We start from the raw sequence: 22,718 nt of genomic DNA on the forward strand, positions 1-22,718 counted from the left end.
ATGCCCCGTCTTTCCGAGACCCCGTTTGTCGATCCGACAGCCCGCCTTGAGAACTGCACCCTCGGTCGCTACACGGAAGTGACCGAGGGTTGCCGGCTCATCGAAACCGAGCTCGGCGACTATTCCTACATCATGCCGAACGGCCAGACCTGGTGCGTGACCATCGGCAAGTTCGCCAACATAGCCGCCTCCGTGCGTATCAACGCCACCAACCATCCGATGTCGCGCGCCACGCTGCATCACATCACCTACCGGGCCGGCGACTATTTCGAGGACGCCGCGCATGAGGACGATTTCTTTGCCGCGCGCCGCGCCAACCGCGTGGTGGTCGGCCACGACACCTGGATCGGTCACGGCGTCACCATCCTGCCCGGCGTGACCATCGGCGACGGTGCCGTCGTCGGTTCAGGTGCCGTCGTCACCAAGGATGTCGAGCCCTATACGGTTGTCGCTGGTGTGCCGGCTAAATTCATGCGCCGCCGTTTCGAGCCGGCGGTTGCCGAACGCATGCAGGCGCTGGCCTGGTGGGATTGGGATCACGCCAGCCTGCGCGCCGCACTCGACGATTTCCGCAACCTGAGCGCCGAAGCTTTCCTCGAACGCTACGAAGACCGGTCCGGCAGTCCGATATCGGTGAATGGTCACACAGCTGACATGAACGGTACATCGGACCGTCATCGACAAGCAGTAACCGGGTAACCAATTCCGGCTGGGCGTCGCGGCCTTGCCGGTCGCGGTCGCATGTCCGGACAAGCAAGCAACTCGCGTCCATCGACGACCACTCAATTGGTGCTGGGGCCAAAGGCCCAAACCAGGAGCGATTTCATGAACGCCATCAGCATACGAAACCTGTCGAAGAATTTTGGCAAGAAGCGCGCACTCGACAATGTCAGCCTCGATATCGGCAAGGGCGAGATGGTTGCGCTGATCGGCGCCTCCGGCTCCGGCAAGAGCACGCTGCTGCGCCACATCTGCGGACTGGAGACCGGCCAGACCGGCTCCAGCACGATCGAGATTTTCGGCGCCAGCCTGCAGAACAATGGCCGGCTCTCGGGTGGCGCCCGTGGGCTTCGCCGCAACATCGGCGTGATCTTCCAGCAGTTCAATCTGGTCAACCGGCTTTCCGTTCTGTCCAATGTGCTGATCGGCAATCTCGGCCGCATTCCGGTGTGGCGCGGCACGCTGGGTCTGTTCAGCGCCGAGGAAAAGCGGCTCGCCCGCGAGGCGCTGGCCAAGGTCGGCATTCCGGAAGTCGCCTGGCAACGTGCCTCGACCCTGTCGGGTGGCCAGCAGCAGCGCGCGGCGATCGCCCGCACGCTGGTGCAGCGCTCCAACATCCTGCTTGCCGACGAGCCGATCGCCTCGCTCGATCCGTCTTCGGCACGCCGCGTCATGGAAGTGCTGGCCGGCGTCAACCGCGAGGAGGGCATCACCTGCGTGGTGTCGCTGCACCAGGTCGAATACGCGCGTCGTTATTGCCCGCGCACCATCGCCTTGAAGGACGGCCGCGTCGTGTTCGACGGCCCGTCCACAAGGCTTACCCACAGAACCCTGGTCGAACTCTACGGCTCGAATTCCGAGGAGTTGATCCTGCCCGAGGCTGTTCCGGATTTCGTACCCGACTATCCGGAACCTGCAACCACCAAGAACCCGGACATGGCGCCGGCTTTCGCCTGAACAGAAAACCAACAGGAGACGTTGACATGAACGCTATGCTCAAGGCCATCGCCGCCACGGCGATCGCCTTCACCCTCACCGGTGCCGCTTATGCCGAGGAGATCAATTTCGGCATCATCTCGACCGAATCCCAGCAGAACCTCAAGCCAAAGTGGGAGCCCTTCCTCGCCGACATGAAGAAGGAAACCGGCCTCGATGTGAAGCCGTTCTTCGCTTCGGATTATGCCGGCGTCATCGAAGGCATGCGTTTCGGCAAGGTGCAGATGGCCTGGTACGGCAACAAGTCGGCCATGGAAGCGGTCGATCGCGCCGACGGCGAGATCTTCGCCCAGACCGTCTCGGTCGACGGCAACCCCGGTTACTGGTCGCTGATCCTGGCACCGAAGGACAGCAAGCTCAACACCGTTGAAGACCTCTTGAAGTGCGACAAGACCCTGAACTTCGGCCTCGGTGATCCGAACTCGACCTCGGGATTCCTGGTACCGACCACCTTCGTCTTCGCGGCGAACAAGATCGACCCGAAGAACTGCTTCAAGGCGGTCACCAACGCCAACCACGAGACCAACGCGATGGCCGTTGCCAACGGCCAGCTCGACGCGGCCGCCAACAACACCGAGAACCTCGCCCTCATCGAGAAGAACCAGCCGGCGGCCTTCGCCAAGATCAAGGTGATCTGGAAGTCGCCGCTGATCCCGTCCGATCCGATCGTCTGGCGCAAGGAACTGCCGCAGGCGACCAAGGACAAGCTGAAGAACTTCATCCTGACCTACGGCACCGACAAGTCGAAGGGTGACGTCGCCAAGGAAAAGGAAATCCTGGCTGGCCTGCAGTGGGCGCCGTTCCGCGCCTCGGACAACGATCAGCTGCTGCCGATCCGCGTCATGGAGCTGACCAAGGCCAAGGCCAAGATCGAAGCCGACGCCAACCTCTCGGACGCCGACAAGAAGGCCAAGATCGAGAAGATCGAAGCCGAGAAGGCCGGCTACGAAGCCAAGATCAAGGCCAAGGGCCAGAGCTGATCGGCTCGCGGCCGGCTTGATGGGCATGGCCTTTCGAGGGCATGCGCCGAGCCTGAACAGGAGTGCCGGGCGGATCAACGCCCGGCACAACCGGAGCAGAGGACGAACCCGCTCCATGTCTTTGTTTTGTCGCATGATCTTTGACCGAAAACGTCTTTTCGGGATCATGCTCCAGCGAGAATGACGATGACCCAAACGACGCATATCGGTGAAACCGACAAGCCACGCCCTGAGATCGGGCGCGACTGGACCCGTGATGTCTGGACTGCCGTCAGCTGGATCGGTCTGGCTGTGCTTCTGATCTGGAGCTGGGCACCGGCCGAGATGTTTCGCTGGACCTATCTCTTCACCGATGCCGGCAACATGGCGCAATACGCTGCCGGCTTCTCGCACCCGAATTTCGGGGAATGGCGCTATTACCTGCAGGAGATGCTGGTCACCATCCAGATCGCGCTCTGGGGCACCTTCCTGGCGGCGATCCTGGCGGTGCCGTTCGGCATCCTGTCGGCCTCCAACATGGCACCCTGGTATATCGTCCAGCCGGTGCGTCGTCTGATGGACCTGTTCCGCTCCATCCATGAACTCGTTTATGCGGTGCTGTTCGTCGTCGCCGTCGGTCTCGGGCCTTTCGCCGGCGTCATGGCGCTGTTCATCCACACCACCGGTATCCTTGCCAAGCTGTTTTCCGAGGCTGTCGAGGCGATCGATCCGCGCCCTGTCGAGGCGATCCGCGCCACCGGCGCGACGCGCCTGCAGGAGGTGATCTTCGGCGTGGTGCCGCAGGTCATGCCGCTGTGGATGTCCTATGCGCTCTACCGCTTCGAATCCAATGTGCGCGCCGCCACCGTGCTCGGTGTCATCGGCGCCGGCGGCATCGGCCAGGTGCTGTTCGAAAGCATCCGTGGTTTCTATTACCCCGAAGCCGCCGCAATGCTCATCATCATGCTGGTCACGGTGTCGTTGATCGACGTCATCTCGCAGCAGTTGCGAAAGCTGTTCCTGTGATGCGCTACGCAGTCTACTTCACGCCTTCCGAGGATGACCCGCTGACCAAGGCGGCGTCCAACTGGCTCGGCCGCGATGCTTTCACGGACGAATTGCTTGTCCCGCCTTCATTCGACGGTTTGCCGGCTGAGGAAGTCTCCAGGTTGACGGGCGAACCCCGTCGGTATGGCTTCCACGGCACCATCGTCGCGCCGTTCCGGCTCGCCGATGGCATCGGCCTGGCCGATCTCGAGGAGAGCTTCGACCGCTTCTGCGCCAAGACGACATCCTTCTTCATCGAAGGCCTGCGGATCGGGCCGCTGGGTCCGCTCGGACAGCTTGGCTCATTTCTGGCACTGCTGCCCACTGAAACCGAATACCAGCTCTCCGCCTTTGCAGCCGATGCCGTCCTGCATTTCGCGCCGGTGCGGGCCGCGCTCACCGAAGCCGAGATCGAGCGGCGCGATCCATCCCGGCTCACGCCGCGCCAGGCCGCCTATCTCAGGCGCCACGGCTATCCTTTCGTGATGGACGAATTCCGTTTCCACATGACGCTGAGCGAGCGTCTGCCCGAGGAGATGCTGGCGCGGGTGCAGCCGGCACTGGAACGCCGCTTCGAGGCGTTCACCGGCCGACCGTTCGCCATCGACGGGCTCGCCCTGTTCATCGAGCGTGAAGCCGGCGCGCCCTTCACCGTGCATTCCTACCGGCCGTTGCGGCCACTTGAAGCCAGAAAGTCTGCCTGAGATGTCCCAAGAGATCGTCCTGAAAAATGCCCGCGTCGTCCTCGAGGACGAGATCGTCAACGGATCGATACTGTTCCGCGACGGCAAGATCGCCGCGATCGATAGCGGTGCGGCGGCAACCGGCGAGGATTGCGAGGGCGACTATGTGGTCCCTGGCCTCGTCGAACTGCATACCGATCACCTCGAGGCGCATTACTCGCCGCGCCCGGGCGTGCGTTGGGACTCCATCGCTGCCCTTCAGGCACATGACGCACAGGTCGTCGCCTCAGGCATCACCACCGTCTTCGACTGCCTGCGTCTCGGCTCCGACGAGGATGGCGGCTTCCAGAAAGGCGAGATGCGTGCCATCGCCGATGCCATCGAGATCGCCGTCGCTGAAGACCGGCTGCGTGCCAGCCACCTCATCCACCTGCGTTGCGAGGTCTCGGCGGCCGATGTTCTCGACCAGTACGAAGACTTCAAGACCGATGGTTTTGTCCGGCTCGCTTCGCTGATGGACCATGCGCCCGGCCAGCGGCAATTCCAGACGCTGGAACAGTATGCCCTCTATTACAAGACCAAGCGCGGTCTGGACGACGCGGCTTTCGAGCGGTTCATGGCCAAGCGTGTCGCCGCTTCACAGAAATACTCCGCCAGCCATCGCAAGACCATTGTCGAGGCCTGCAGCGAGCGCGGCATCGCGCTCGCCAGCCATGACGACGCCACCGTCGAGCATGTCGAGGAATCGATCGCTTTCGGCGTCAAGCTGGCCGAGTTCCCGACCAGCATGGAGGCGGCCAGGGCTTCGCATGACGCCGGCATCTCGGTGATGATGGGCGCGCCCAACATCGTGCGCGGCAAATCACACTCCGGCAACATCGCGGCACGGGAGCTCGCCGAGGCTGGCGTGCTTGACGTGCTGTCGTCCGACTATGTGCCGTTCAGCCTGATGCAGGCGCCGTTCATCCTGGCCGACGGGGGCAGGCCACTCAACGAGACGATCAAGCTGGTCACCGCCGCGCCGGCGCGCACGGTTGGCCTGGCCGACCGTGGCCGCATCGCGCCCGGCCTGCGCGGCGACGTCGTGCGCGTGCGCCACACCAGGGGCGTTCCAGTCGTACGCTCCGTCTGGCGCGAGGGTCGTCGCGTTGCCTGATGCCAGCCTGCCAGGCACACTCGTCGTCGTTGTCGGCCCGAGCGGCGCCGGCAAGGACAGCGTCATCGGTTATGCGCGCGAACGCCTGGCGGCGCGCAGCGACATCCTGTTCGTGCGCCGCATCGTCACGCGCGAGGCGGCGGCCCATGCCGAGGACCATGACAGCCTGAGCGAAGCCGCCTTCGACGAGGCCAGGAAGGAAGGCCGCTTCGCCGTCAGTTGGCAGGCGAACGGGCTGAGTTATGCCTTACCGCGCAGCACCATGGACCATGTTGGCCGCGGTGGCACCGCCATCGCCAACGGCTCGCGCGGCGCTATAGAGGATATTCGTGCCGCCTTTGCCAATGTCATCGTGGTCGGGGTTACGGCCAGGCCGGAGATCATCGCGGCCAGGCTTTCAGCGCGTGGACGCGAGACCGCTGAAGAGATCGGCCGCCGTGTCGAGCGCGGTTTGAAGCTCGGCGCCCATGGCCAGGACATCACCATCGACAACAGCGCCGAACTCAGGACCGCAGGCGAAGCGCTGATGTCGATCATCACCGGCCGTCTGTCGCTGGCCTCGTAGTCGAGCAGTTCCTGCAACCTGCCGCTCACCGATCCTGCAGGATCATCTCCGATGCCTTCTCGGCGATCATAATGACCGGAGAATTGGTGTTGCCGGAGACGATCGTCGGCATGATCGAGGCATCGACGACGCGCAGGCTGCCGAGGCCGTGCACACGCAGCCGGTCATCGACCACCGCCATGGCGTCCGAGCCCATCTTGCAGGTGCCGACCGGGTGGAAGATCGTCGTGGCGATGTCGCCCACCTTGCGCACCAGGTCATCGCGGCTGATTACCTGTGGCCCGGGCAACATCTCCTCCGGCTCGAAGCGGGCAATCGCCTTTGCCTTCATCAGCCGCCGGGCGTGTTCAATCGAAGCGACCGCGACGTGCCGGTCGCCTTCGGTCGACAGGTAGTTCGGCCGGATCTTCGCCGCCGCTTTCGCATCCGCGCTTTCCATATGCACGCTGCCGCGGCTTTCGGGCCGCAGGTTGCAGACCGAGACGGTCACCGCCGGGAAGCGATGCAGTGGCTCGCCCAGGCGGTCGGTGCTGAGCGGCTGTACATGATATTCGAGATCCGGCGTGGCGAGGCGCGCATCCGAGCGGGCGAAGATGCCGAGCTGGCTCGGCGCCATGGACAGCGGGCCGCTGCGCCATAGCGCGTATTCCGCACCCATCGCCGCACGGCGCACGAGATTGTGGTAGCGCTGGTTCAGCGTATCGGCGTTCTTGACCTTGAACACGGTGCGGATCTGCAGATGGTCCTGCAGGTTCTCGCCGACGCCTTGCAGGGCATGCCGCGTCTCGATGCCCAGATTGGACAAAAGGTCCGGCTGCCCGATGCCGGACAGTTCGAGGATCTTCGGCGAGTTGATGGCGCCGGCGGCCAGGATCGTTTCTCCGGCCCTGGCGAACAGCAGCTTGCCGTCATGGCGAAACACCACGCCGCTGACGCGGCGGCTCTCGAAGGCCAGCCGCTCGGTTTCGGCGCCGGTCAGCACGCGCAGGTTCGGGCGGTCGGCGATGCCGCGCAGGAACGCCTTGGAGGTGTTCCAGCGCACGCCCTTCTTCTGGTTGACCTCGAAATAGCCGGACCCTTCATTGGTGCCGCTGTTGAAGTCTTCGGTGCGCGGGATGCCGAGCTCTTCCGCCGCGTCGCGAAAGGCATCGAGGATCGGCCAGGACAGGCGCTGCTTTTCCACCCGCCATTCGCCGCCGGCGCCGTGCATGGCGCTGTTGCCGCCGTGATAATCTTCCGACTTGCGGAAATAGGGCAAGACGTCGTCCCAGCCCCAGCCGCCATTGCCGGCCTGGCGCCAGCCATCATAGTCGGCGGCTTGGCCGCGCATGTAGATCATGCCGTTGATGGACGAACAGCCGCCCAGCACCTTGCCGCGTGGGTAGTTGAGGCTGCGCCCGTTGAGCCCGGCATCCGGCTCGGTTTTCATCAGCCAGTCGGTGCGCGGATTGCCCATGCAGTAGAGATAGCCGATCGGAATGTCGACCCAATGATAGCGGTCGCTGCCGCCCGCTTCGAGCAGAAGCACCTTGTTGCGCGGGTCGGCCGACAGGCGGTTCGCCAGCACGCAGCCGGCAGAGCCGGCGCCGACGATCACGAAGTCGAATTCGCCGAAGGAGACGGGTTCGGTCACGGCTGCGCCTGCATCTTGGCGATGCGCTCCCACAGCGGACCCATCGCCTGGTTGATCTCGCCGTAGAGTTGGTAGCGCGCAGCATAGGCAGCGGCAATCGAGCCATTGGGCGTATAGTGCCGCGCGGCCGCGGTCATCGCCGCAGCGCCTGCCGCAAAGTCGGCGAAGACACCGACGCCTGTGCCGGCGGCGATCGCCGCACCCAGTGCACCGGTCTCGCGGCTCCTGGCCACGGTGACAGGTACGCCCAGCACATCGGCGAAGATCTGCGCCCAGACACCGCTGCGCGAACCGCCGCCGGACAGCACCGCTTCGTCGAAATGCGCGCCGGCCCGGTAAAGTGTCTCGATATGGCGCTTGTGTTCGAAGGCAACGCCCTCGAACAGCGCCCTCAGCATATGCGCGCGGCCATGCCAGCCGGCGATGCCATAGAAGCCGGCACGTGCGCGCCCGTTCTGCTGCGAGCCGTAAAGGAAGGGGTGATAGATCGGCACATCACCTGTCGGATCGACGGAAGCGACCAATTGACTGGCGTGTTCGAACGGCGATTTTCCATCGCCGGCTTCGTGTTCGAGGAATTCGCGGGCGATCCATTCGAGATTGGCGGCCGAGGTGGCGCTGGATTCGATGGCCAGATAACGCTGCGGATCGAAGGTCGACAGCATGAAGATCGACGGGTCGCGGATCGGCTCGTCGGTGATGACCTGGTTGATGCTCCAGGTGCCGGCGATGATCGAGGCGGCACCCGTACGCGTCACGCCCGAGCCGATGGCGCTGGCCACCACGTCGAACAGGCCCGCGACCACCGGGGTTCCGGCCCTCAGCCCGGTCAGCTCAGCCACCTGCGCCGTGACATGGCCGGCGATCTCCGCCGATTCCAGTGCCGGCGGCAACAGGTCCATGCAGTCGTCGAGGCCGTAGGCGGCGAGCAGGCCCTGCTCGTAGCGGCGCGCCGGCATGGTGAGCAGGCCGCAGCCGGACATGTCGGTGGTGTCGCTCGACCGCGCGCCGGTCAGCCGGTTGACGACGAAATCCTTGCACAGGAACACGGTGCCGATCTGCTTGAACAGTTCCGGGGCGAAACGCTTGATCCAGGCAAGCAGCGTCGGCGTCTGCGCCGCCCAGGGGCGCTGCAGGCAATGGGGATAGGTGCGGTCGCCGACATTGTCTTGCGCCCATTCGGCGACGATGCCGACGCCGCGTGTGTCGAGCGACTGGATGCCGATCAGCGGCCCACCGTCGTGGTCCAGCGCATAGAGGCCGTTGCCGTGCCCGGCGCAGCCGATGGCGACGATCTCGCCGGCATCGATGCCGGCCTGCTCGATGCAGCGACGGATCACCGTGACGGCATTGGCCCACAGTTCATTGAGATCGCGCTCGACATGGCCGGGCTTCGGCATCGACGAGCGCCCGTCGAGCGCGGCGACTGCCAGCTCCTGGCCGCTGGTGTCGAAGATGATGGCCTTGATGACGGTGTTGCCGGCATCAAGGCCCAGAATGTAGCTACCCATCGGCTCCTCCCGAGGTCGAGGTCGCTGTAAATTCTACTCTGGCGGCCATCTGTTGTGGTTTTCTGCGCTTCCGGTGCTCACGGACCTATGTCCGCTGCGCTCCGGTTCTCGAAAACCGCAACAGCCGACTCGCCATAGCGAATTTCCAGACGACCTCTTGCTTAAGCTTGGTTGTACAGGTCCCAGGCCGTGGCGCCATCCGCGTTGTCATGGATGATCGCCATCAGGCCGCGCACGACGGCGCTCGGATTGGCGTGCTGGTAGATGTTGCGGCCGTAGACCATGCCGAGCGCACCCTGCGCCATCAGCGCCGCCGACTTGTCGAACACGGCGCGCAGGTCCTCCTTGCCGCCGCCGCGCACCAGCACCGGGCAGCGCGCCGCTTCAACGACGCGGTGGAAGTCTTCCGCCCGGGTGGTCGGGTCGGCCTTGACCACGTCCGCGCCCATCTCGCGCGCCAGGCGTGTCAGCGTCACGATCTTCTCGGCATCGCCGTCCACCATGTAGCCGCCCTGTTCGACCGGCAACATGGCCAGCGGCTCGATCATCAGCGGCATGCCGTATTTCTCGCAATCGGCGCGCACGCGGGAGATGTTCTGCACGCATTGCTTGAACAGGTCCGGCTCGTCGGGCAGCATGAACAGGTTCACCACCACGCAGGCAGCGTCCATCTCGATGGCGCCGATCAGCGGTTCGGCCTCGTTCTGCAGCAAAGCCCACATCGCGCGATGGCGGATCCGGTTGTAGGGGTTGCCCATGTCGAGGCGCATGACCAGCGCCGGCTTGTCCTTGCCCGGAACATCCTGCAGCAGGTCGGCCTGGCCGTAATTCATCTGGATGGCATCGGGGCCGGCCTTGACCAGCTTGTCCACCACGCCTGCCATGTCCTCCAGACCGACCAGGAAGCTCGGCTCGTTGCAGACGCCATGGTCGATGGCGACGTCGAGGCAACGGCCATTGCCGAACAGCCTGTTCATGCGGACTTTTTTGTTCACGCGCATATCGCGCTCCTTTTGTTGTCTGTCTCGGAGGGATTGGAGAGGTCGACGCCGTGCTGGTGCTTGAGCAGGGCGATGAACGCGGCATGCTCCTGCCCGGCCTGCTTGGCATTCCAGGCCTTGTGGGCGGCAAGAATATCGAGCACCGCGTCGACGAGCGCGGTCGTCAGGCCGCCGGTGATGGCAATGGTGGTTCGGCGCAGGAAGATGTCGGCCAGTGTCTCGACCTGCTCGCGCTCGACGATCAGCCGGATTTCATTGTGGCTGTAGCCGTAGCCCGGCAGCATGGTGTCGGGGGTCCTGGAAAGCTCGTCGGCAACGGCACGGGCCGAACTGCCGTAGCGTTCGAGCAGCGTCTGCGCGCGTGTCTTGCTGAGCTTGTATTCGGACGCCACGGCCGCGCACCATGTTGCGGTGTCGGCCGGAAAATCCCGGCCGCCGCCGATCGCCAGATCCTCGGTACCGATTTCTCGGGTCAGGCCGAGGCGCTCCAGCGCCATGTCGGCAGCCAAGGCGCCGAAGGAGCGGAAGGTGGTCCATTTGCCGCCGATCATGCACAGCGTCGCCGGCACCATGCCGTTGGGTTCGACGAATTCGCAGAAATGGTCGCGCGGGATGCGCCCGGTGAAGCTGTCCTGACTGGCGGGCAACGGCCGCACGCCCGAGAAGCGGAAGATGATTTCTTCTTCGGCTATCCTGATCGATGGAAACACGAAGGCCAGCGACTGCAGGATGTATGCCAGCTCATCGTCTTCGCAGCGCACCTGATCGGGGTCGTCGACGCGAATGTCGGTCGAGCCGATCAGCACCTTGCCGAGATAAGGGAACAGGATGCAGATGCGTCCGTCCTCATTCTCGTAGTAGATCATCTGGCCGGCGAGCGCGTCGTGGAGTTCCTGGCTGTCGACGATGATGTGCGATCCCTTGGTGCCACCCATCATGGTTGGTGCAAGCGCGCCGATCGATGTGTTGGTGAGGTCGATCCAGCCGCCGGTGGCATTGATGATCAGGTGCGGGCGCACCGGCAGCGTTTCGCCGGAGATGGTGTCGGTCAGCGTCAGGCCGTCGGTATCGGAACCAATCCGGGCATAGTTGAGTGCATGCGCCGTGGGCGAGGTCGCCATGGCGTCGTGCAGCATTTCGAGGCCCAGCCGTTCCGGCCGGCTCACCCAGGCGTCGTAATAGGTCGCGGAGCTGCGCGTCGCCGGATTGATCGCCGGCCAGGTCTCCAGTGTCTTCCGGGCGCCGCGGAACTTGTGCACCGGCATCAGCCGTCGCGACGCCGTGAAGACGTCGTAGAGCGTCAGCCCCGCCTTGATGACGAGCGCCCCACGTCGGCTGGGACGCCGGGTCAGGCCGAGGAAACGCACCGCGCCGTTGGCGATGCCGGAGAAGGTGTCGAAGATCGGCACGGTGGTGGGCAGCGGCGCGACATAGTGAGGGGCGTTGCGCAGCAGCCGGTCGCGTTCGAGCAGCGATTCCTTGACCAGCTTGAATTCGCCGTTCTCCAGATAGCGCAGGCCGCCATGCACCATGCGCGAGAGTGCTGCACTGGCACCGCTGCAATAGTCGCCCTTTTCGGCCAGCAGCACGTCGACGCCCTGCAGGGCCAGCTCGCGGAAGACGCTGATGCCGTTGATGCCGCCGCCGATCACCAGCACGGCAATATCCGGCCGCTCTCGCAGCGCGGCGAGTGTTTCGTTGCGCTTCATTGCAGAATGTCTCGCTTAATCAGGCATCCAACTGGGTCAGATGCGTGGCTATCGCTTTGTCTATGGCGGCCAGTTCCGCTGAATTGAGCCTGACCTCTCCGGCGCGCGCATTGTCACGCGCCTGTTCCGGATTGCGGGCGCCGCACAGCGCGAAGGTGATGCCGGGCTGCGCCAGCGTCCAGGCGATCACGATCTGCGCCATCGAGGCTTTGTGTTGCTCCGAGATCGGCTGGATCGCCTGCTTCAGCGCCGCCACCTTCTGCCGGTTCGATGCCGAGAAGCGTGGATTGTCCTTGCGCTGGTCGTCACCGGAGAAGGCCCGGCCGGGATCGATCGAGCCGGTGAGCAGGCCGAGCGCCAGCGAGGAGTAGCTCAGCGTCGCCACATTGTGTTTCTGCGTGATCGGCAGCAGCGTGCCTTCGATCTCGCGGTCGATCATCGAATAGCGTTCCTGGATCGCATCGAGCTGGCCGGCGGCGACATAGTGCTGGAGTTCTGCGGCGTTGACGTTGCTGGCGCCGATCGCGCGGATCTTGCCGGCAGCCTTCAGCTTTTCCAGCGCGGCGACCGTTTCCGCGATCGGTGTCGTCGGATCCTGCCAATGGGTGATGTAGAGGTCGATATGGTCGGTGCCGAGCCGGCGCAGGCTCTGTTCCACCTCATAGGCGATGCCGTCGGCGCCGAGGTAGCGGTGCACCGGCTTGTCGTCCTGGTCGAAGAAATGGTTGCCTTTGCCGGAATGCCAGTTCAGGCCGCATTTCGTCGCGATGACGACCTTGTCGCGCTTGCCTTTGATCGCCTTGCCGACGATTTCCTCGCTGCGGCCGAGGCCGTAGGCAGGCGCGGTGTCGATCAGGCTGACGCCGGCATCGATCGAGGCTTCGATGGCCTTGATGGAAGCCTGCTCGTCGGTGCCGCCCCACATCCAGCCGCCGATAGCCCAGGTGCCGAGGCCGACGGCGGACGCCTGGATGCCGGATGCGCCGATGGCGCGTTGGATCTGTGTCATGCTGCTTCTCTTTCGGCGAGGTCGATGATGCCGAGGCCGGTCGCCTCGTCGGTGACGATGATATCGAGATGGTTGCCGCGCATGGCCGACAGGATCGGCGCGACCTTGCTCGGCCCGCTGGCGATGCCGATCGAGCGCGGGATGGTAGCGAATTCGTCCAGCGTCAGCGAAACAAGCGAGCGGTTCAGCGTGTAATCACTAAGCCTGCCGTCCCGATCGATCAGATGCGCCAGCAGTTCGCCCGAGGCGCCCGAGCGTTCGATGGCCTGGCGGTCGGCGCTGGAGGAGGGGTGCAGGTCGTAATAGGAGGAATCGTCGGTCAGGATCGAACCGACGCCGACCACGGCGATGGTGGCTTCGCGCGCCCGGCGGAACACGTCGGCCACGGCGCGTACGCCCATCAGCATCTCGCGCTGTTCCGGCGTGTCGGCAAACAGCGGCGCGTGGATCTGAAAGGCGCGGCCGCCGAGCTTGTCGGCCATCAGCGAGGCGACGTGGTTGACGTCGGTATAATGCTTGCCCTGCACCAGCCCGGTCGCCGGTATCACCTCGACATCGTAGCTGCGGTTGGGCTTGAGCCCGGCGACCAGCGCGCTGACGCCCTTGCCGCCGGTGATCGAGATGGTGTCGCCATCCTTGATCGTTTCGAGCAGCAGATTGGCTGCCGCCTCGCCGACGCGCTGCAACGCCGTCTGCGGGTTGTCCGAAACCGTCGGCACCACCACCGCGCGTTCGATGCCGCCGAGCCTGACCAGCCGCGTTTCGAGGTCGACCAGATGGTCGATCGGCGACTTGATCTTGATCTCGACGAGGCCGAGCTGATGGCCGCGCTTGATCAGGCGATTGACGGTTGCATGCGAGATGCCGAGTTCCTTGGCGATCTCGGCCTGCGTCTTGCCCTCCATGTAGTGGAGGACGAGCGCCTGGTGCATCTGGCGCGCGGTCGAGATGTCGTCGCGTGTGCTGGGAGGTGCCATGGTTCTTACGACTTCTTGGCGTGCAGGAAGTGGTCGGCCGAGACCGCCGCCAGCAGGATGCAGCCCTTGATCATGTCCTGCCAGTAGACGGAGATGTCGAGCAGGATCAGCGAGCTGGTCACCACCGACAGCAGCGCGATGCCGAGGATGGCGCCGAAGATCGTGCCCGAACCGCCCTTCAGCGAAGCGCCGCCGATGACCGCTGCCGCGATGATGTTGAGTTCCATGCCCGCGCCGAAGGTCGGCGTCGCGGCGCCGAAGCGCGCCATGTAGATGACGCCGGCGACGCCGGAGAGCGTGGCGCACAGCACCGTCACCCAGAATTTCACCTGGTTGGTCTTGATGCCGGAGAACTGCGCCGCCTTCTCGTTGGAGCCGGTGTAGAACACCTTGCGGAAGGCGGTGGCGCGCCGCAGCAGGAAGTCGAAGATCGCCACCACGACCACGAAGATGATGATGACATAGGGAACGCCCTGGAAGCTGCCCTGGCCGATCGCCTTGAACTCCGGCGGCAGCGTGAACAGCGACAGCGGCGTGCCCTTGGTGATGACCAGGCACAGTCCGCGTACGATCACCATGGCGGCCAGCGAGGTGATGAAATGGTTCAGCCCGACAACGGTGACGAAGAACCCCATCACCGCGCCGATCAGCGCGCTGACCGCGATGCCGATCAGGCTGGCGGTCCACGGGTCCAGCCCCATCAGGAACAGCGCCCCGGAAACCACCATGGAGAAGCACACCACCGAGCCGACCGACAGGTCGATGCCGCCGACGATGAGCAGGATGGTCATGCCGACCACGACGATGCCCTCGATCGAGAAGCCCATCAGCATGGCGCGGAAGTTGCCCCAGGTCAGGAAGTGCGGCGAGGCGAAGCTCATGGCGATGCACAGTGCCAGGATGATCACGATCAGGCCGGCTTCGCGCATCGAGGCAAGCCGGGCGAAGCTGGAACGGCTCGGGCCCATGGCCTTGATGTCGGCATGCATGACGGTTTCTCCCGCTCTAGACATGGTTCATCTGTCCCTGGTTTGCTGCGCTTGGCTGCACGCCCGAGGCCAGCATGATGATGGTTTCCTCGTCGAGCTGGCCAGCGCCGAGCTCGCCGGCGATCGCGCCTTCGCGCACGACCAGGACGCGGTCGCACAGGCCGATGAGTTCGGGCAGCTCCGAGGAGATGACGAGAATGCCGACGCCCTGGTTGGCGAGGTCGCGCAACAGACGGTGGATCTCGACCTTGGCGCCGACATCGATGCCGCGGGTCGGCTCATCCATGATGATGACCTTGGGCGACACCGAAAGCTGCTTGGCGATCGCCACCTTCTGCTGGTTGCCGCCGGAAAGCGTCGAGACAGGCGCGTCGATGCCGGCCATGCGCACGCCAAGGCGTTTGGCGAGGCTCACCGCCTGGTTGGCTTCGGCGCGACGGTCGAGCAGGCCGAAGCGGCCGGTGAGCTTGCCGAGATCGAGCGCCGACACATTGGCTGCGATCGACAGATCGAGAAACACGCCGGAGCCCTTGCGGTCCTCGGAAAGGTAGACGAGGCCGGACTGTACGGCGTCGGCATAGCTGCGGATGGCGAGTGGCTTGCCGTCGAGCGCGACGCTGCCGGCGCTGGCTTGCCGCAGGCCACAGATCGTCTGGGCGATCTCGCTGCGTCCGGCCCCGATGAGGCCGCCGATGCCGAGGATTTCGCCCACCTTCAGGTCGAGGTCGACATTGGCGAAGCGGCTACCGTCGGACAGGCCCTTGACCGAGAGCAGGGTCCGGCCGGATGCGGCATCCGAGGCGAGCTTGTCGGGATAGAGCTGGGTGATCTCGCGCCCGACCATCTTGCGCACGACGTCATCGGGTGAAGTCGCTGCGATGGCTCCGGTCGCGACATAGCGCCCGTCGCGGAAGACGGTGACGCGGTCGCAGAGCGAGAAGATCTCGGCCATGCGGTGGCTGATATAGATCACGGAAATGCCGCGCGCCTTCAGGTCGCGCACGATGGAAAACAGCCGCTGGGCCTCGGTTTCGGTCAGCGCCGCGGTCGGCTCGTCGAGTATCAGCACCTTGCAGTCGAGGGTGAGCGCCTTGGCGATCTCGACCAGTTGCTGGCTGGAAATGGAAAGGTCGGCGACCTTGGTGCGCACCGGAATGGGCGCGAGCTGGTTCATCGCCTTCTCGGCCTGCGCATAGACTTCGCCATAGTTCATCAGCGGCGCACGACGGGCGTTGATTGCCGCCATGCAGATGTTTTCGGCCACCGTTGCGTCCTGGCAGAGCGCGATCTCCTGGTGCACCAGCGCGATGCCGAGCTTCTGCGCTGCTGCGGGCGATGCGATCGCGACTGGCTGGCCGTCGATCAGAATCTCGCCTTCGTCGGGCTGCAGCACGCCGCCGATCATGTTCATCAGCGTCGACTTGCCGGCGCCGTTCTCGCCGCACAGCGCATGCACCTCGCCGCGCCGCAGCTCGAGCTCGACGCCGCTCAGCGCCTTGACCGGGCCGAACGCCTTGGAAAGGTTGCGGATCTGAAGGACGGGCGCGTCAGTCACGCCATGCTCCTGCGAAAGGGTCTGAAAAGGTGCCGGAAGGGATTGTCCCTTCCGGCCAGTCGGTGGTCGGGCCGAAGCTTACTCTTCGATGCCCTTGGTGCCACGCCGCTTGAGATACTTGTCCCAATAGAAATCGTCGGCGTTGTCCTTGGTGACGATCGAGAAGCCGTTGTCGACGAACGGCACCTTCATGGCGTTGGTGCCGGCGCGCTTGGCGTCGTTCATCGGGTCGATCAGTTCGGGGTGCTTGGCCAGCCAGAGCAGCATGAAGCCCATATAACCCTGCATGCCCTGGTTCGGGTTGACCGAACCGAAGATCTCGCCGGCCTTGATCATGTCGAGGATCTTGGCGTTGACGTCGGCGAGCATGACCTTGATCTTGCCGCCGCCTTCCTTGGCCGCCTGCGCCGCGCCGATCGCCGAATTGGCTTCCGGCATGAACACGGCGCCGAGATCGGGGTGCGCCTGAGCCAGGCTGAGCACCGCCTGATAGGCCTTGGTCGGATCCTGGTTGGAAGCGGCGCGGCCGACGAGCTTCATGTCGGGCCACTTGGCTTCCATGCGGGCGACGAAAGCCGCAACGCGCTTGTCGTGATTGTCCTGGCCTGGGTTCTCCAGCACGGCATATTCGCCCTTGCCGCCCATCGATTCCGCGACGGCGTCAGCGGCATAGGTGCCTTCGGCAACGTTGTCGGAGGTGATGTAGGAGACGCGCTTGGAATTCGGCGAGTCAGCGGCGAAGGTCACGACCGCGGTGCCCTGTTCGATGGCGCGGTTGATCGGCTCGATGAATGGATCGGAGTTCATCGGGTGAACCAGGATGCCGGCTGGCTTCTGGGCGAGCGCCTGGTCGAAGCTGGCGATCTGCTTGTTCACGTCATATTCCGGCGTGCCGGTATAGGCGGTTTCGCAGCCGAACTGCTGGCCGGCCTGCTTGAACATCTCATAGACCGGGAACCAGTATTCGACGCCTGAGACCATGACGTTCATGACGTATTTTTCGCCGGGCTGGCATTTGAACGGGTTGGCGGTTTCAGCAAGCGCCGGAGCCGAACTCATGAAGGTCGACGCCGCTGCCGCCATGGCGAGCGTGCTCAGAAATTTGCGCAAGTTTCCTCCCTTGGCCGAAGCCATTCCTCAAGAACCGTCGCGGCGCCTGCGCGCCGTTTCATGGATTGATTTGCAGCCGGACTTCCTCCCGAAGCCGGCAGCAGGATCATTGCAGCACGCGACGATACTGTCAATAAAATTCATATACTGAAATATATTTCAGATCAATCGGCCATTCAGCGGAAAATGCACGCCCCATGGCTTGCGCGAACCGGACCGGTTCTGGCAACTGGCCATGCCTTCGCGGCTGCGGCAAGGAGCAATGATGACCGTTAGTGTCCGGGATTTCGGCTTGAGCTGTGGCTCGATGCCTGCGGGTGCCTTGAACGCCATCACCGATGTCGCTGGTGTTCGTATCGGCCATGTCACGTTGCGCGACGGCGATATCAACACCGGTGTCACCGCCGTCCTGCCGCATGGCGGCGATCTCTTTCGCAGCAAAGTGCGGGCGGCGGCCGAAGTCATCAATGGTTTCGGCAAGACTGTCGGGCTGGTGCAGCTCGATGAACTCGGCACCATCGAAACGCCGCTGCTTTTGACCAACACGCTTTCCGTCGGCACCTGCGCCACCGCCCTGGTCCGGGAAGCGATCCGGCAGAACCCGGACATCGGCCGCCGTACCGGCACCGTCAATCCGCTCGTCGCCGAATGCAATGACGGTCCGCTCAACGACATCCAGGCGCTGGCGGTCGGTGAGGAGCACGCACTGGCCGCCATCGAAGCCGCTGGGGGCGGGCCGGTCGAACAGGGCAGCGCCGGTGCCGGCACCGGCATGACCTGCTTCGGTTTCAAGGGCGGCATCGGCACGGCATCGCGCCGCATCAGCCTCGATGGGCAAGAACATCATCTCGGCGCGCTCGTCCTCTCCAATTTCGGCCGTGCCGGTGATCTCGTCCTGCCGGATGGTCGCCGTCCTGACCCGCGCCGGCCAGCCGAGGCGGAAAGCGGCTCGGTGATCATCGTGCTTGCCACGGACATTCCGCTCGAGCACCGCCAGTTGAAGCGTGTCGCCCGCCGCGCCGGCGCCGGCATCGCCAGGCTCGGCGCATTCTGGGGCCACGGCAGCGGCGACATCGCCATCGCCTTCTCGACCGCCGATGCAGTCGACCATGATGAGAAGCGCGGCCTTGTCGCAGTCCGGGTGCTGAATGAGTCGCGCATTGACCTGCTGTTCCAGGCTGCCGCCGAGGCTACCCAGGAAGCGGTGCTGAACTCCATGCTCGCTTCGCCGGCTTTCGAAGGCAGGGGCGGCACGCGCCGGCCATCCCTGGCCGATTGGCTGCGCGCCAACGCCTGACTTGCCTTCTCCCCTTGAGGGCTGTGCGAACATCCTATCGAGCGAGCACGGCGCCGCCCCTCATCGCCCTGCCGGACACTTCTCCCCGTATAGTGGCGGGGAGAAGGAGGCTGACCGCAACGACGGTGCCCGTTCTGCAAGGCTGGCAATTGACGAAATCTGTGGCGGGAGCGTTCCTCTCCCCGTTCTACGGGGAGAGGGTGCCGGCAGGCGGGTGAGGGGCGGCGCCGACTTTCAGCCCCCGATCATAGCCTTTTGAACGACGATGCAACCCTCGCGGGCGAACCCCTGCGGAGCGCGCCTGTGCGCTTCCGGATTGGATGTCCACAATCCTCTGCTGCCACCGAAGTTTATGGACATTAGTCTTGACAGAAATACATATGTTCAATACCCGTCAGGCATCAGAACAGCCTGCATGTGGGAGGAGTGACTGCTATGGCTTCCAATATTGCGTTGACGGGCCTTGCCCGTGATCTCGAGGAGCGCGGCAAGTCCGGAAAGCCGATCCGCATCGGCCTGATCGGCTCGGGCGAGATGGGCACCGACATCGTCACGCGCGTCGCCCACATGTCCGGCATCGAGATCGGCGCGATCTCCGAATTGAACATCCCCAACGCCCACAAGGCCGTGGACATCGCCTTCCAGGAGGGCGGTCATTCGAAGGAAGTTTCGAACGCTTCGGCGATGACCGAGGCCATGGAAGCCGGCAAGGTTGCCGTCACCAACGACGCTGACCTCATCATCAACAATGACCTGATCGACGTGGTCATCGATGCCACCGGCGTTCCGGCTGTCGGCGCAGAGATCGGCCTGCGCGCGATGGAGCACGGCAAGCACCTCGTCATGATGAACGTCGAGGCCGACGTCACCATCGGCGCCTATCTGAAGAGCGAGGCCGACCGGCTCGGCGTCACCTACTCGCTCGGCGCCGGCGATGAGCCGTCCTCCTGCATGGAGCTGATCGAATTCGTCTCCGCCATGGGCCATCCCATTGTCGCTGCCGGCAAGGGCAAGAACAATCCGCTCAACATCGACGCCACGCCTCCCGCCTATGAAGAAGAGGCCGCCCGTCGCCACATGAATGTGCGCATGTTGGTCGAGTTCGTCGACGGCTCCAAGACCATGGTCGAGATGGCGGCGATCGCCAACGCCACCGGCCTCGTGCCCGACAAGGCCGGCATGCATGGGCCCGCCGCAACGCTCGGCGAACTCAACAAGGTGCTGATCCCGGAGAAGGACGGTGGCGTCCTCTCCAAGGTCGGCGTCGTCGATTATTCCATCGGCAAGGGCGTTGCGCCTGGCGTGTTCGTCGTCGCCGACATGTCGCATCCGCGCGTCTCGGAGCGCATGGAAGACCTGAAGATGGGCAAGGGCCCGTACTTCACCTTCCATAGGCCCTATCACCTGACTTCGCTCGAAGTGCCGCTCACCTGCGCCCGCGTCGTCCTCTACGGCAAGGCCGACATGGTGCCGCTGGCCAAGCCCGTTGCGGAAGTCTGTGCCGTTGCCAAGAAGGACATGCAGCCGGGCGACAGGCTCGATGCCATCGGCGAGTACTGCTACCGCGCCTGGATCATGACCGCTCCGGAAGCCCGCGCCGCCAAGGCCATTCCATGCGGCCTGCTGCAGGGCGGTTCGGTGACCGCGCCGATCAGGAAGGGCGACCTGATCACCTATGCCAACGCCGCTCCGGCGCCCGGCTCCAAGATCGCCGAGCTGCGCGCCCGGCAGGACAAGCTCGTCTACGGTAACTGAGGAAGCATCATCATGGCCACCGCCAGGAAAGCCGCGAACAGTGACGCGGCACAACCCAACCTGCCATTTGCCTTCCGCAAATATACGCCTGAGCAGCTGCGCGAAGTGCTGCACAAGATGTACCTGATCCGCCGCTTCGAGGAGGGCGCCGAAGACGCCTACATGCGTGGTCTCATCCACGGCACCATGCACCTGTCCATCGGCCAGGAAGCCAGCGCTCTGGGCATCTGCATGCCGCTCACCGACCAGGACCAGATCACCTCAACCCATCGCGGTCATGGCCACTGCATTGCCAAGGGCGCGGATGTGAAGCGCATGTTTGCCGAGTTCTTCGGCAAGACCACCGGCTACTGCAAGGGCCGTGGCGGTTCCATGCACATCGCCGACGTCACCAAGGGCAATCTCGGCGCCAACGGCATCGTTGCCGGCGGCATCCCGATTGCTGTCGGTGCGGCCCTGGCTGCCAAGAAGCTCAAGAACGGCAAGGTCGCCATCTCCTTCTTCGGCGACGGCGCCAACAATGAGGGCGCCTTCCACGAGGCGCTCAACATGGCTGCCGTCTGGAAGCTGCCGGTGATCTTCGTATGCGAGAACAACGGCTACGGCATGTCGACCTCGACCGAGCGTTCGACGGCGGTCAAGAACATCGCCGACCGCGCCAGCGCCTATGCGATGCCCGGCGTCATCGTCGACGGCAACAATTTCTCCGAGGTGGCCGAGGCCGCCGAAGCCGCAGTCGAGCGTGCCCGCGCCGGCGAAGGCCCGACGCTGATCGAATCCAAGACCTATCGTTACCGTGGCCACTCCAAGAGCGATCGCAACCGCTATCGCACCAAGGAAGAGATCGAGGACTGGATGGCCAACCGCGACCCGATCGCGATGTTCGAAGCCGAGCTCAAGGAGTTCGGCATCATCGACGACGCCGGCATCGAGGCCGTGCGCGAAGCGGTGAAGAAAGAAATCGCCGACGGCATCGAGTTCGCCAAGGACAGCCCGAGCCCGGAAATCCGTGACCTTGAGAATTACGTCTATACGGAGGTTGCGTGATGGACGTCGCAGTGCGTGAACTGAGTTATGCCCAGGCCATCCAGGAAGCCATGGCGATCGCCATGGAGCAGGATGAGCGCGTCTTCCTGATGGGCGAGGATATCGGCGTCTATGGCGGCGCCTTCCAGGTCACCGGCGATCTGGTCGAGCGCTTCGGCTCCGAGCGCGTCATGGACACGCCGATCTCGGAACTGGGCGGCGCGGGGGTCGCCGTCGGTGCTGCGCTCACCGGCCTGCGTCCGATCTTCGAGTTCCAGTTCTCCGATTTCGCCACGCTTGCGATGGAGCAGATCGTCAACCAGGCCGCCAAGATGCGCTTCATGCTGGGCGGTGAGGTTTCGGTTCCTGTGGTGATGCGTTTCCCGGCCGGTTCCGGCACCGGTGCTGCCGCGCAGCACAGCCAGAGCCTGGAAGCCTGGCTCGGCCATGTGCCTGGCCTGAAGGTCATCCAGCCGGCAACCCCGCATGATGTGAAGGGGATGCTGCTGGCAGCGGTCGCCGATCCGGATCCGGTCATGATCTTCGAGCACAAGCTGCTCTACAAGATGAAGGGCCCGGTGCCGGAAGGCCATTACACCGTGCCGATCGGCAAGGCCGACATCCGTCGCCAGGGCCGCGATCTCACCATCGTCGCCACCTCGATCATGGTGCACAAGGCGCTTGAGGCGGCAGCTGCGCTGCAGGCCGAGGGCATCGACATCGAGGTCATCGACCTGCGCACCGTGCGCCCGATGGACAAGCAGACCATCATCGACAGCGTCAAGAAGACTTCGCGGCTGCTGTGCGTCTACGAGGCGGTGAAGACGCTGGGCATCGGCGCTGAAGTCAGTGCCGCGGTCGCCGAGAGCGATGCCTTCGATTACCTCGACGCACCGATCGTGCGGCTGGGCGGCGCCGAAATCCCGATCCCGTACAATCCGGATCTGGAGAAGGCGACGGTACCACAGGTGCCGGACATCATCGCGGCAGCCCGCGACCTCGCCAAGGGAAAGCGCTGAC

The 22,718-nt window shown here is 64.3% G+C and carries 20 protein-coding genes; 11 read left to right on the forward strand and 9 right to left on the reverse strand.

Annotation, left to right across the window (positions count from 1 at the left end; all coding sequences use genetic code 11):
• The 7 genes from AC3WTO_RS00245 to phnN all read left to right on the forward strand — a co-directional run bounded on the left by AC3WTO_RS00245 (nt 1) and on the right by phnN (nt 6,126).
• Nucleotides 1–699, forward strand: a complete 699-nt coding sequence (locus AC3WTO_RS00245; RefSeq protein ID WP_492458682.1) for a DapH/DapD/GlmU-related protein — start codon at nt 1–3, stop codon at nt 697–699.
• A 126-nt stretch (nt 700–825) separates the two neighbouring features.
• Complete coding sequence (phnC, locus tag AC3WTO_RS00250; protein ID WP_492458683.1) at nt 826–1,677, forward strand: phosphonate ABC transporter ATP-binding protein; 852 nt, start codon at nt 826–828, stop codon at nt 1,675–1,677.
• Nucleotides 1,678–1,703: 26 nt separating this feature from the next.
• Entirely contained in the window at nt 1,704–2,696 is a 993-nt protein-coding gene (gene phnD / locus AC3WTO_RS00255) for a phosphonate ABC transporter substrate-binding protein (protein WP_492458684.1), read from the forward strand.
• 186 nt (nt 2,697–2,882) lie between these two features.
• Nucleotides 2,883–3,701: a phosphonate ABC transporter, permease protein PhnE gene (phnE, locus tag AC3WTO_RS00260; RefSeq protein ID WP_492458685.1), complete on the forward strand. Its 819-nt coding sequence runs from the start codon at nt 2,883–2,885 to the stop codon at nt 3,699–3,701.
• Nucleotides 3,701–4,426 (forward strand): DUF1045 domain-containing protein, encoded by a 726-nt coding sequence (locus AC3WTO_RS00265; RefSeq protein WP_492459994.1) that lies wholly within the window; start codon nt 3,701–3,703, stop codon nt 4,424–4,426. The genes phnE and AC3WTO_RS00265 overlap by 1 nt, the downstream gene beginning before the upstream one ends.
• A 1-nt stretch (nt 4,427) precedes the next feature.
• Nucleotides 4,428–5,561 carry an alpha-D-ribose 1-methylphosphonate 5-triphosphate diphosphatase gene (locus tag AC3WTO_RS00270; RefSeq protein ID WP_492458686.1) on the forward strand — a complete coding sequence of 378 codons (1,134 nt, stop codon included), beginning with the start codon at nt 4,428–4,430 and terminating at the stop codon, nt 5,559–5,561.
• A complete protein-coding gene (gene phnN, locus AC3WTO_RS00275; protein WP_492458687.1) occupies nt 5,554–6,126 on the forward strand; it encodes a phosphonate metabolism protein/1,5-bisphosphokinase (PRPP-forming) PhnN in 573 nt (190 codons plus the stop codon). Before AC3WTO_RS00270 ends, phnN begins: the two co-directional genes overlap by 8 nt.
• Nucleotides 6,127–6,151: 25 nt before the next feature.
• On the opposite strand, the gene AC3WTO_RS00280 is transcribed toward phnN, so the two are convergent.
• The 9 genes from AC3WTO_RS00280 to AC3WTO_RS00320 all read right to left on the reverse strand — a co-directional run bounded on the left by AC3WTO_RS00280 (nt 6,152) and on the right by AC3WTO_RS00320 (nt 17,620).
• Nucleotides 6,152–7,759 (reverse strand): GMC family oxidoreductase, encoded by a 1,608-nt coding sequence (locus AC3WTO_RS00280; RefSeq protein ID WP_492458688.1) that lies wholly within the window; start codon nt 7,757–7,759, stop codon nt 6,152–6,154.
• Nucleotides 7,756–9,270 (reverse strand): FGGY-family carbohydrate kinase, encoded by a 1,515-nt coding sequence (locus AC3WTO_RS00285; RefSeq protein ID WP_492458689.1) that lies wholly within the window; start codon nt 9,268–9,270, stop codon nt 7,756–7,758. The genes AC3WTO_RS00280 and AC3WTO_RS00285 overlap by 4 nt, the downstream gene beginning before the upstream one ends.
• Nucleotides 9,271–9,431: 161 nt before the next feature.
• Nucleotides 9,432–10,271: a class I fructose-bisphosphate aldolase gene (locus tag AC3WTO_RS00290; protein WP_492458690.1), complete on the reverse strand. Its 840-nt coding sequence runs from the start codon at nt 10,269–10,271 to the stop codon at nt 9,432–9,434.
• Nucleotides 10,262–11,980 carry a glycerol-3-phosphate dehydrogenase/oxidase gene (locus AC3WTO_RS00295; protein WP_492458691.1) on the reverse strand — a complete coding sequence of 573 codons (1,719 nt, stop codon included), beginning with the start codon at nt 11,978–11,980 and terminating at the stop codon, nt 10,262–10,264. The genes AC3WTO_RS00290 and AC3WTO_RS00295 overlap by 10 nt, the downstream gene beginning before the upstream one ends.
• A 19-nt stretch (nt 11,981–11,999) precedes the next feature.
• Nucleotides 12,000–12,989: an aldo/keto reductase gene (locus AC3WTO_RS00300; protein ID WP_492458692.1), complete on the reverse strand. Its 990-nt coding sequence runs from the start codon at nt 12,987–12,989 to the stop codon at nt 12,000–12,002.
• On the reverse strand, nt 12,986–13,966 hold the full coding sequence (locus AC3WTO_RS00305) for a sugar-binding transcriptional regulator (protein WP_492458693.1): 981 nt from the start codon (nt 13,964–13,966) through the stop codon (nt 12,986–12,988). Before AC3WTO_RS00305 ends, AC3WTO_RS00300 begins: the two co-directional genes overlap by 4 nt.
• A 5-nt stretch (nt 13,967–13,971) precedes the next feature.
• Nucleotides 13,972–14,955: an ABC transporter permease gene (locus AC3WTO_RS00310; RefSeq protein WP_492459995.1), complete on the reverse strand. Its 984-nt coding sequence runs from the start codon at nt 14,953–14,955 to the stop codon at nt 13,972–13,974.
• Nucleotides 14,956–14,971: 16 nt separating this feature from the next.
• Nucleotides 14,972–16,510, reverse strand: a complete 1,539-nt coding sequence (locus tag AC3WTO_RS00315) for a sugar ABC transporter ATP-binding protein (RefSeq protein WP_492458694.1) — start codon at nt 16,508–16,510, stop codon at nt 14,972–14,974.
• Between the two features lie 78 nt (nt 16,511–16,588).
• Nucleotides 16,589–17,620, reverse strand: coding sequence for a substrate-binding domain-containing protein (locus tag AC3WTO_RS00320; RefSeq protein ID WP_129411012.1), 1,032 nt, complete (start codon nt 17,618–17,620; stop codon nt 16,589–16,591).
• Nucleotides 17,621–17,885: 265 nt separating this feature from the next.
• On the opposite strand from AC3WTO_RS00320, the gene AC3WTO_RS00325 reads away from it, so the two are divergent.
• The 4 genes from AC3WTO_RS00325 to AC3WTO_RS00340 all read left to right on the forward strand — a co-directional run bounded on the left by AC3WTO_RS00325 (nt 17,886) and on the right by AC3WTO_RS00340 (nt 22,717).
• A complete protein-coding gene (locus tag AC3WTO_RS00325) occupies nt 17,886–18,917 on the forward strand; it encodes a DmpA family aminopeptidase (protein WP_492458695.1) in 1,032 nt (343 codons plus the stop codon).
• Between the two features lie 435 nt (nt 18,918–19,352).
• Nucleotides 19,353–20,672: an NAD(P)H-dependent oxidoreductase gene (locus AC3WTO_RS00330; protein WP_492458696.1), complete on the forward strand. Its 1,320-nt coding sequence runs from the start codon at nt 19,353–19,355 to the stop codon at nt 20,670–20,672.
• 12 nt (nt 20,673–20,684) lie between these two features.
• Complete coding sequence (locus AC3WTO_RS00335; RefSeq protein ID WP_492458697.1) at nt 20,685–21,719, forward strand: thiamine pyrophosphate-dependent dehydrogenase E1 component subunit alpha; 1,035 nt, start codon at nt 20,685–20,687, stop codon at nt 21,717–21,719.
• On the forward strand, nt 21,719–22,717 hold the full coding sequence (locus tag AC3WTO_RS00340) for an alpha-ketoacid dehydrogenase subunit beta (protein ID WP_492459996.1): 999 nt from the start codon (nt 21,719–21,721) through the stop codon (nt 22,715–22,717). The genes AC3WTO_RS00335 and AC3WTO_RS00340 overlap by 1 nt, the downstream gene beginning before the upstream one ends.
• The last annotated feature ends 1 nt before the right edge of the window (nt 22,718 follow it).

The sequence above is a fragment of the Mesorhizobium sp. EU05-FHT14A09 genome (genome assembly GCF_058790995.1).

What these genes read in the sequence shown, in the direction of transcription:
- AC3WTO_RS00330 (WP_492458696.1), top strand. Translation starts at nt 19,353, where the DNA reads ATGGCTTCCAATATTGCGTTGACGGGCCTTGCCCGTGATCTCGAGGAG.
- phnE (WP_492458685.1), top strand. Translation starts at nt 2,883, where the DNA reads ATGACCCAAACGACGCATATCGGTGAAACCGACAAGCCACGCCCTGAG.
- AC3WTO_RS00340 (WP_492459996.1), top strand. Translation starts at nt 21,719, where the DNA reads ATGGACGTCGCAGTGCGTGAACTGAGTTATGCCCAGGCCATCCAGGAA.
- phnD (WP_492458684.1), top strand. Translation starts at nt 1,704, where the DNA reads ATGAACGCTATGCTCAAGGCCATCGCCGCCACGGCGATCGCCTTCACC.
- AC3WTO_RS00295 (WP_492458691.1), bottom strand. Translation starts at nt 11,980, where the DNA reads ATGAAGCGCAACGAAACACTCGCCGCGCTGCGAGAGCGGCCGGATATT.
- AC3WTO_RS00300 (WP_492458692.1), bottom strand. Translation starts at nt 12,989, where the DNA reads ATGACACAGATCCAACGCGCCATCGGCGCATCCGGCATCCAGGCGTCC.
- AC3WTO_RS00285 (WP_492458689.1), bottom strand. Translation starts at nt 9,270, where the DNA reads ATGGGTAGCTACATTCTGGGCCTTGATGCCGGCAACACCGTCATCAAG.
- AC3WTO_RS00245 (WP_492458682.1), top strand. Translation starts at nt 1, where the DNA reads ATGCCCCGTCTTTCCGAGACCCCGTTTGTCGATCCGACAGCCCGCCTT.
- AC3WTO_RS00290 (WP_492458690.1), bottom strand. Translation starts at nt 10,271, where the DNA reads ATGCGCGTGAACAAAAAAGTCCGCATGAACAGGCTGTTCGGCAATGGC.
- AC3WTO_RS00325 (WP_492458695.1), top strand. Translation starts at nt 17,886, where the DNA reads ATGACCGTTAGTGTCCGGGATTTCGGCTTGAGCTGTGGCTCGATGCCT.
- AC3WTO_RS00270 (WP_492458686.1), top strand. Translation starts at nt 4,428, where the DNA reads ATGTCCCAAGAGATCGTCCTGAAAAATGCCCGCGTCGTCCTCGAGGAC.
- AC3WTO_RS00305 (WP_492458693.1), bottom strand. Translation starts at nt 13,966, where the DNA reads ATGGCACCTCCCAGCACACGCGACGACATCTCGACCGCGCGCCAGATG.
- AC3WTO_RS00335 (WP_492458697.1), top strand. Translation starts at nt 20,685, where the DNA reads ATGGCCACCGCCAGGAAAGCCGCGAACAGTGACGCGGCACAACCCAAC.
- phnC (WP_492458683.1), top strand. Translation starts at nt 826, where the DNA reads ATGAACGCCATCAGCATACGAAACCTGTCGAAGAATTTTGGCAAGAAG.
- AC3WTO_RS00265 (WP_492459994.1), top strand. Translation starts at nt 3,701, where the DNA reads ATGCGCTACGCAGTCTACTTCACGCCTTCCGAGGATGACCCGCTGACC.
- AC3WTO_RS00310 (WP_492459995.1), bottom strand. Translation starts at nt 14,955, where the DNA reads ATGCATGCCGACATCAAGGCCATGGGCCCGAGCCGTTCCAGCTTCGCC.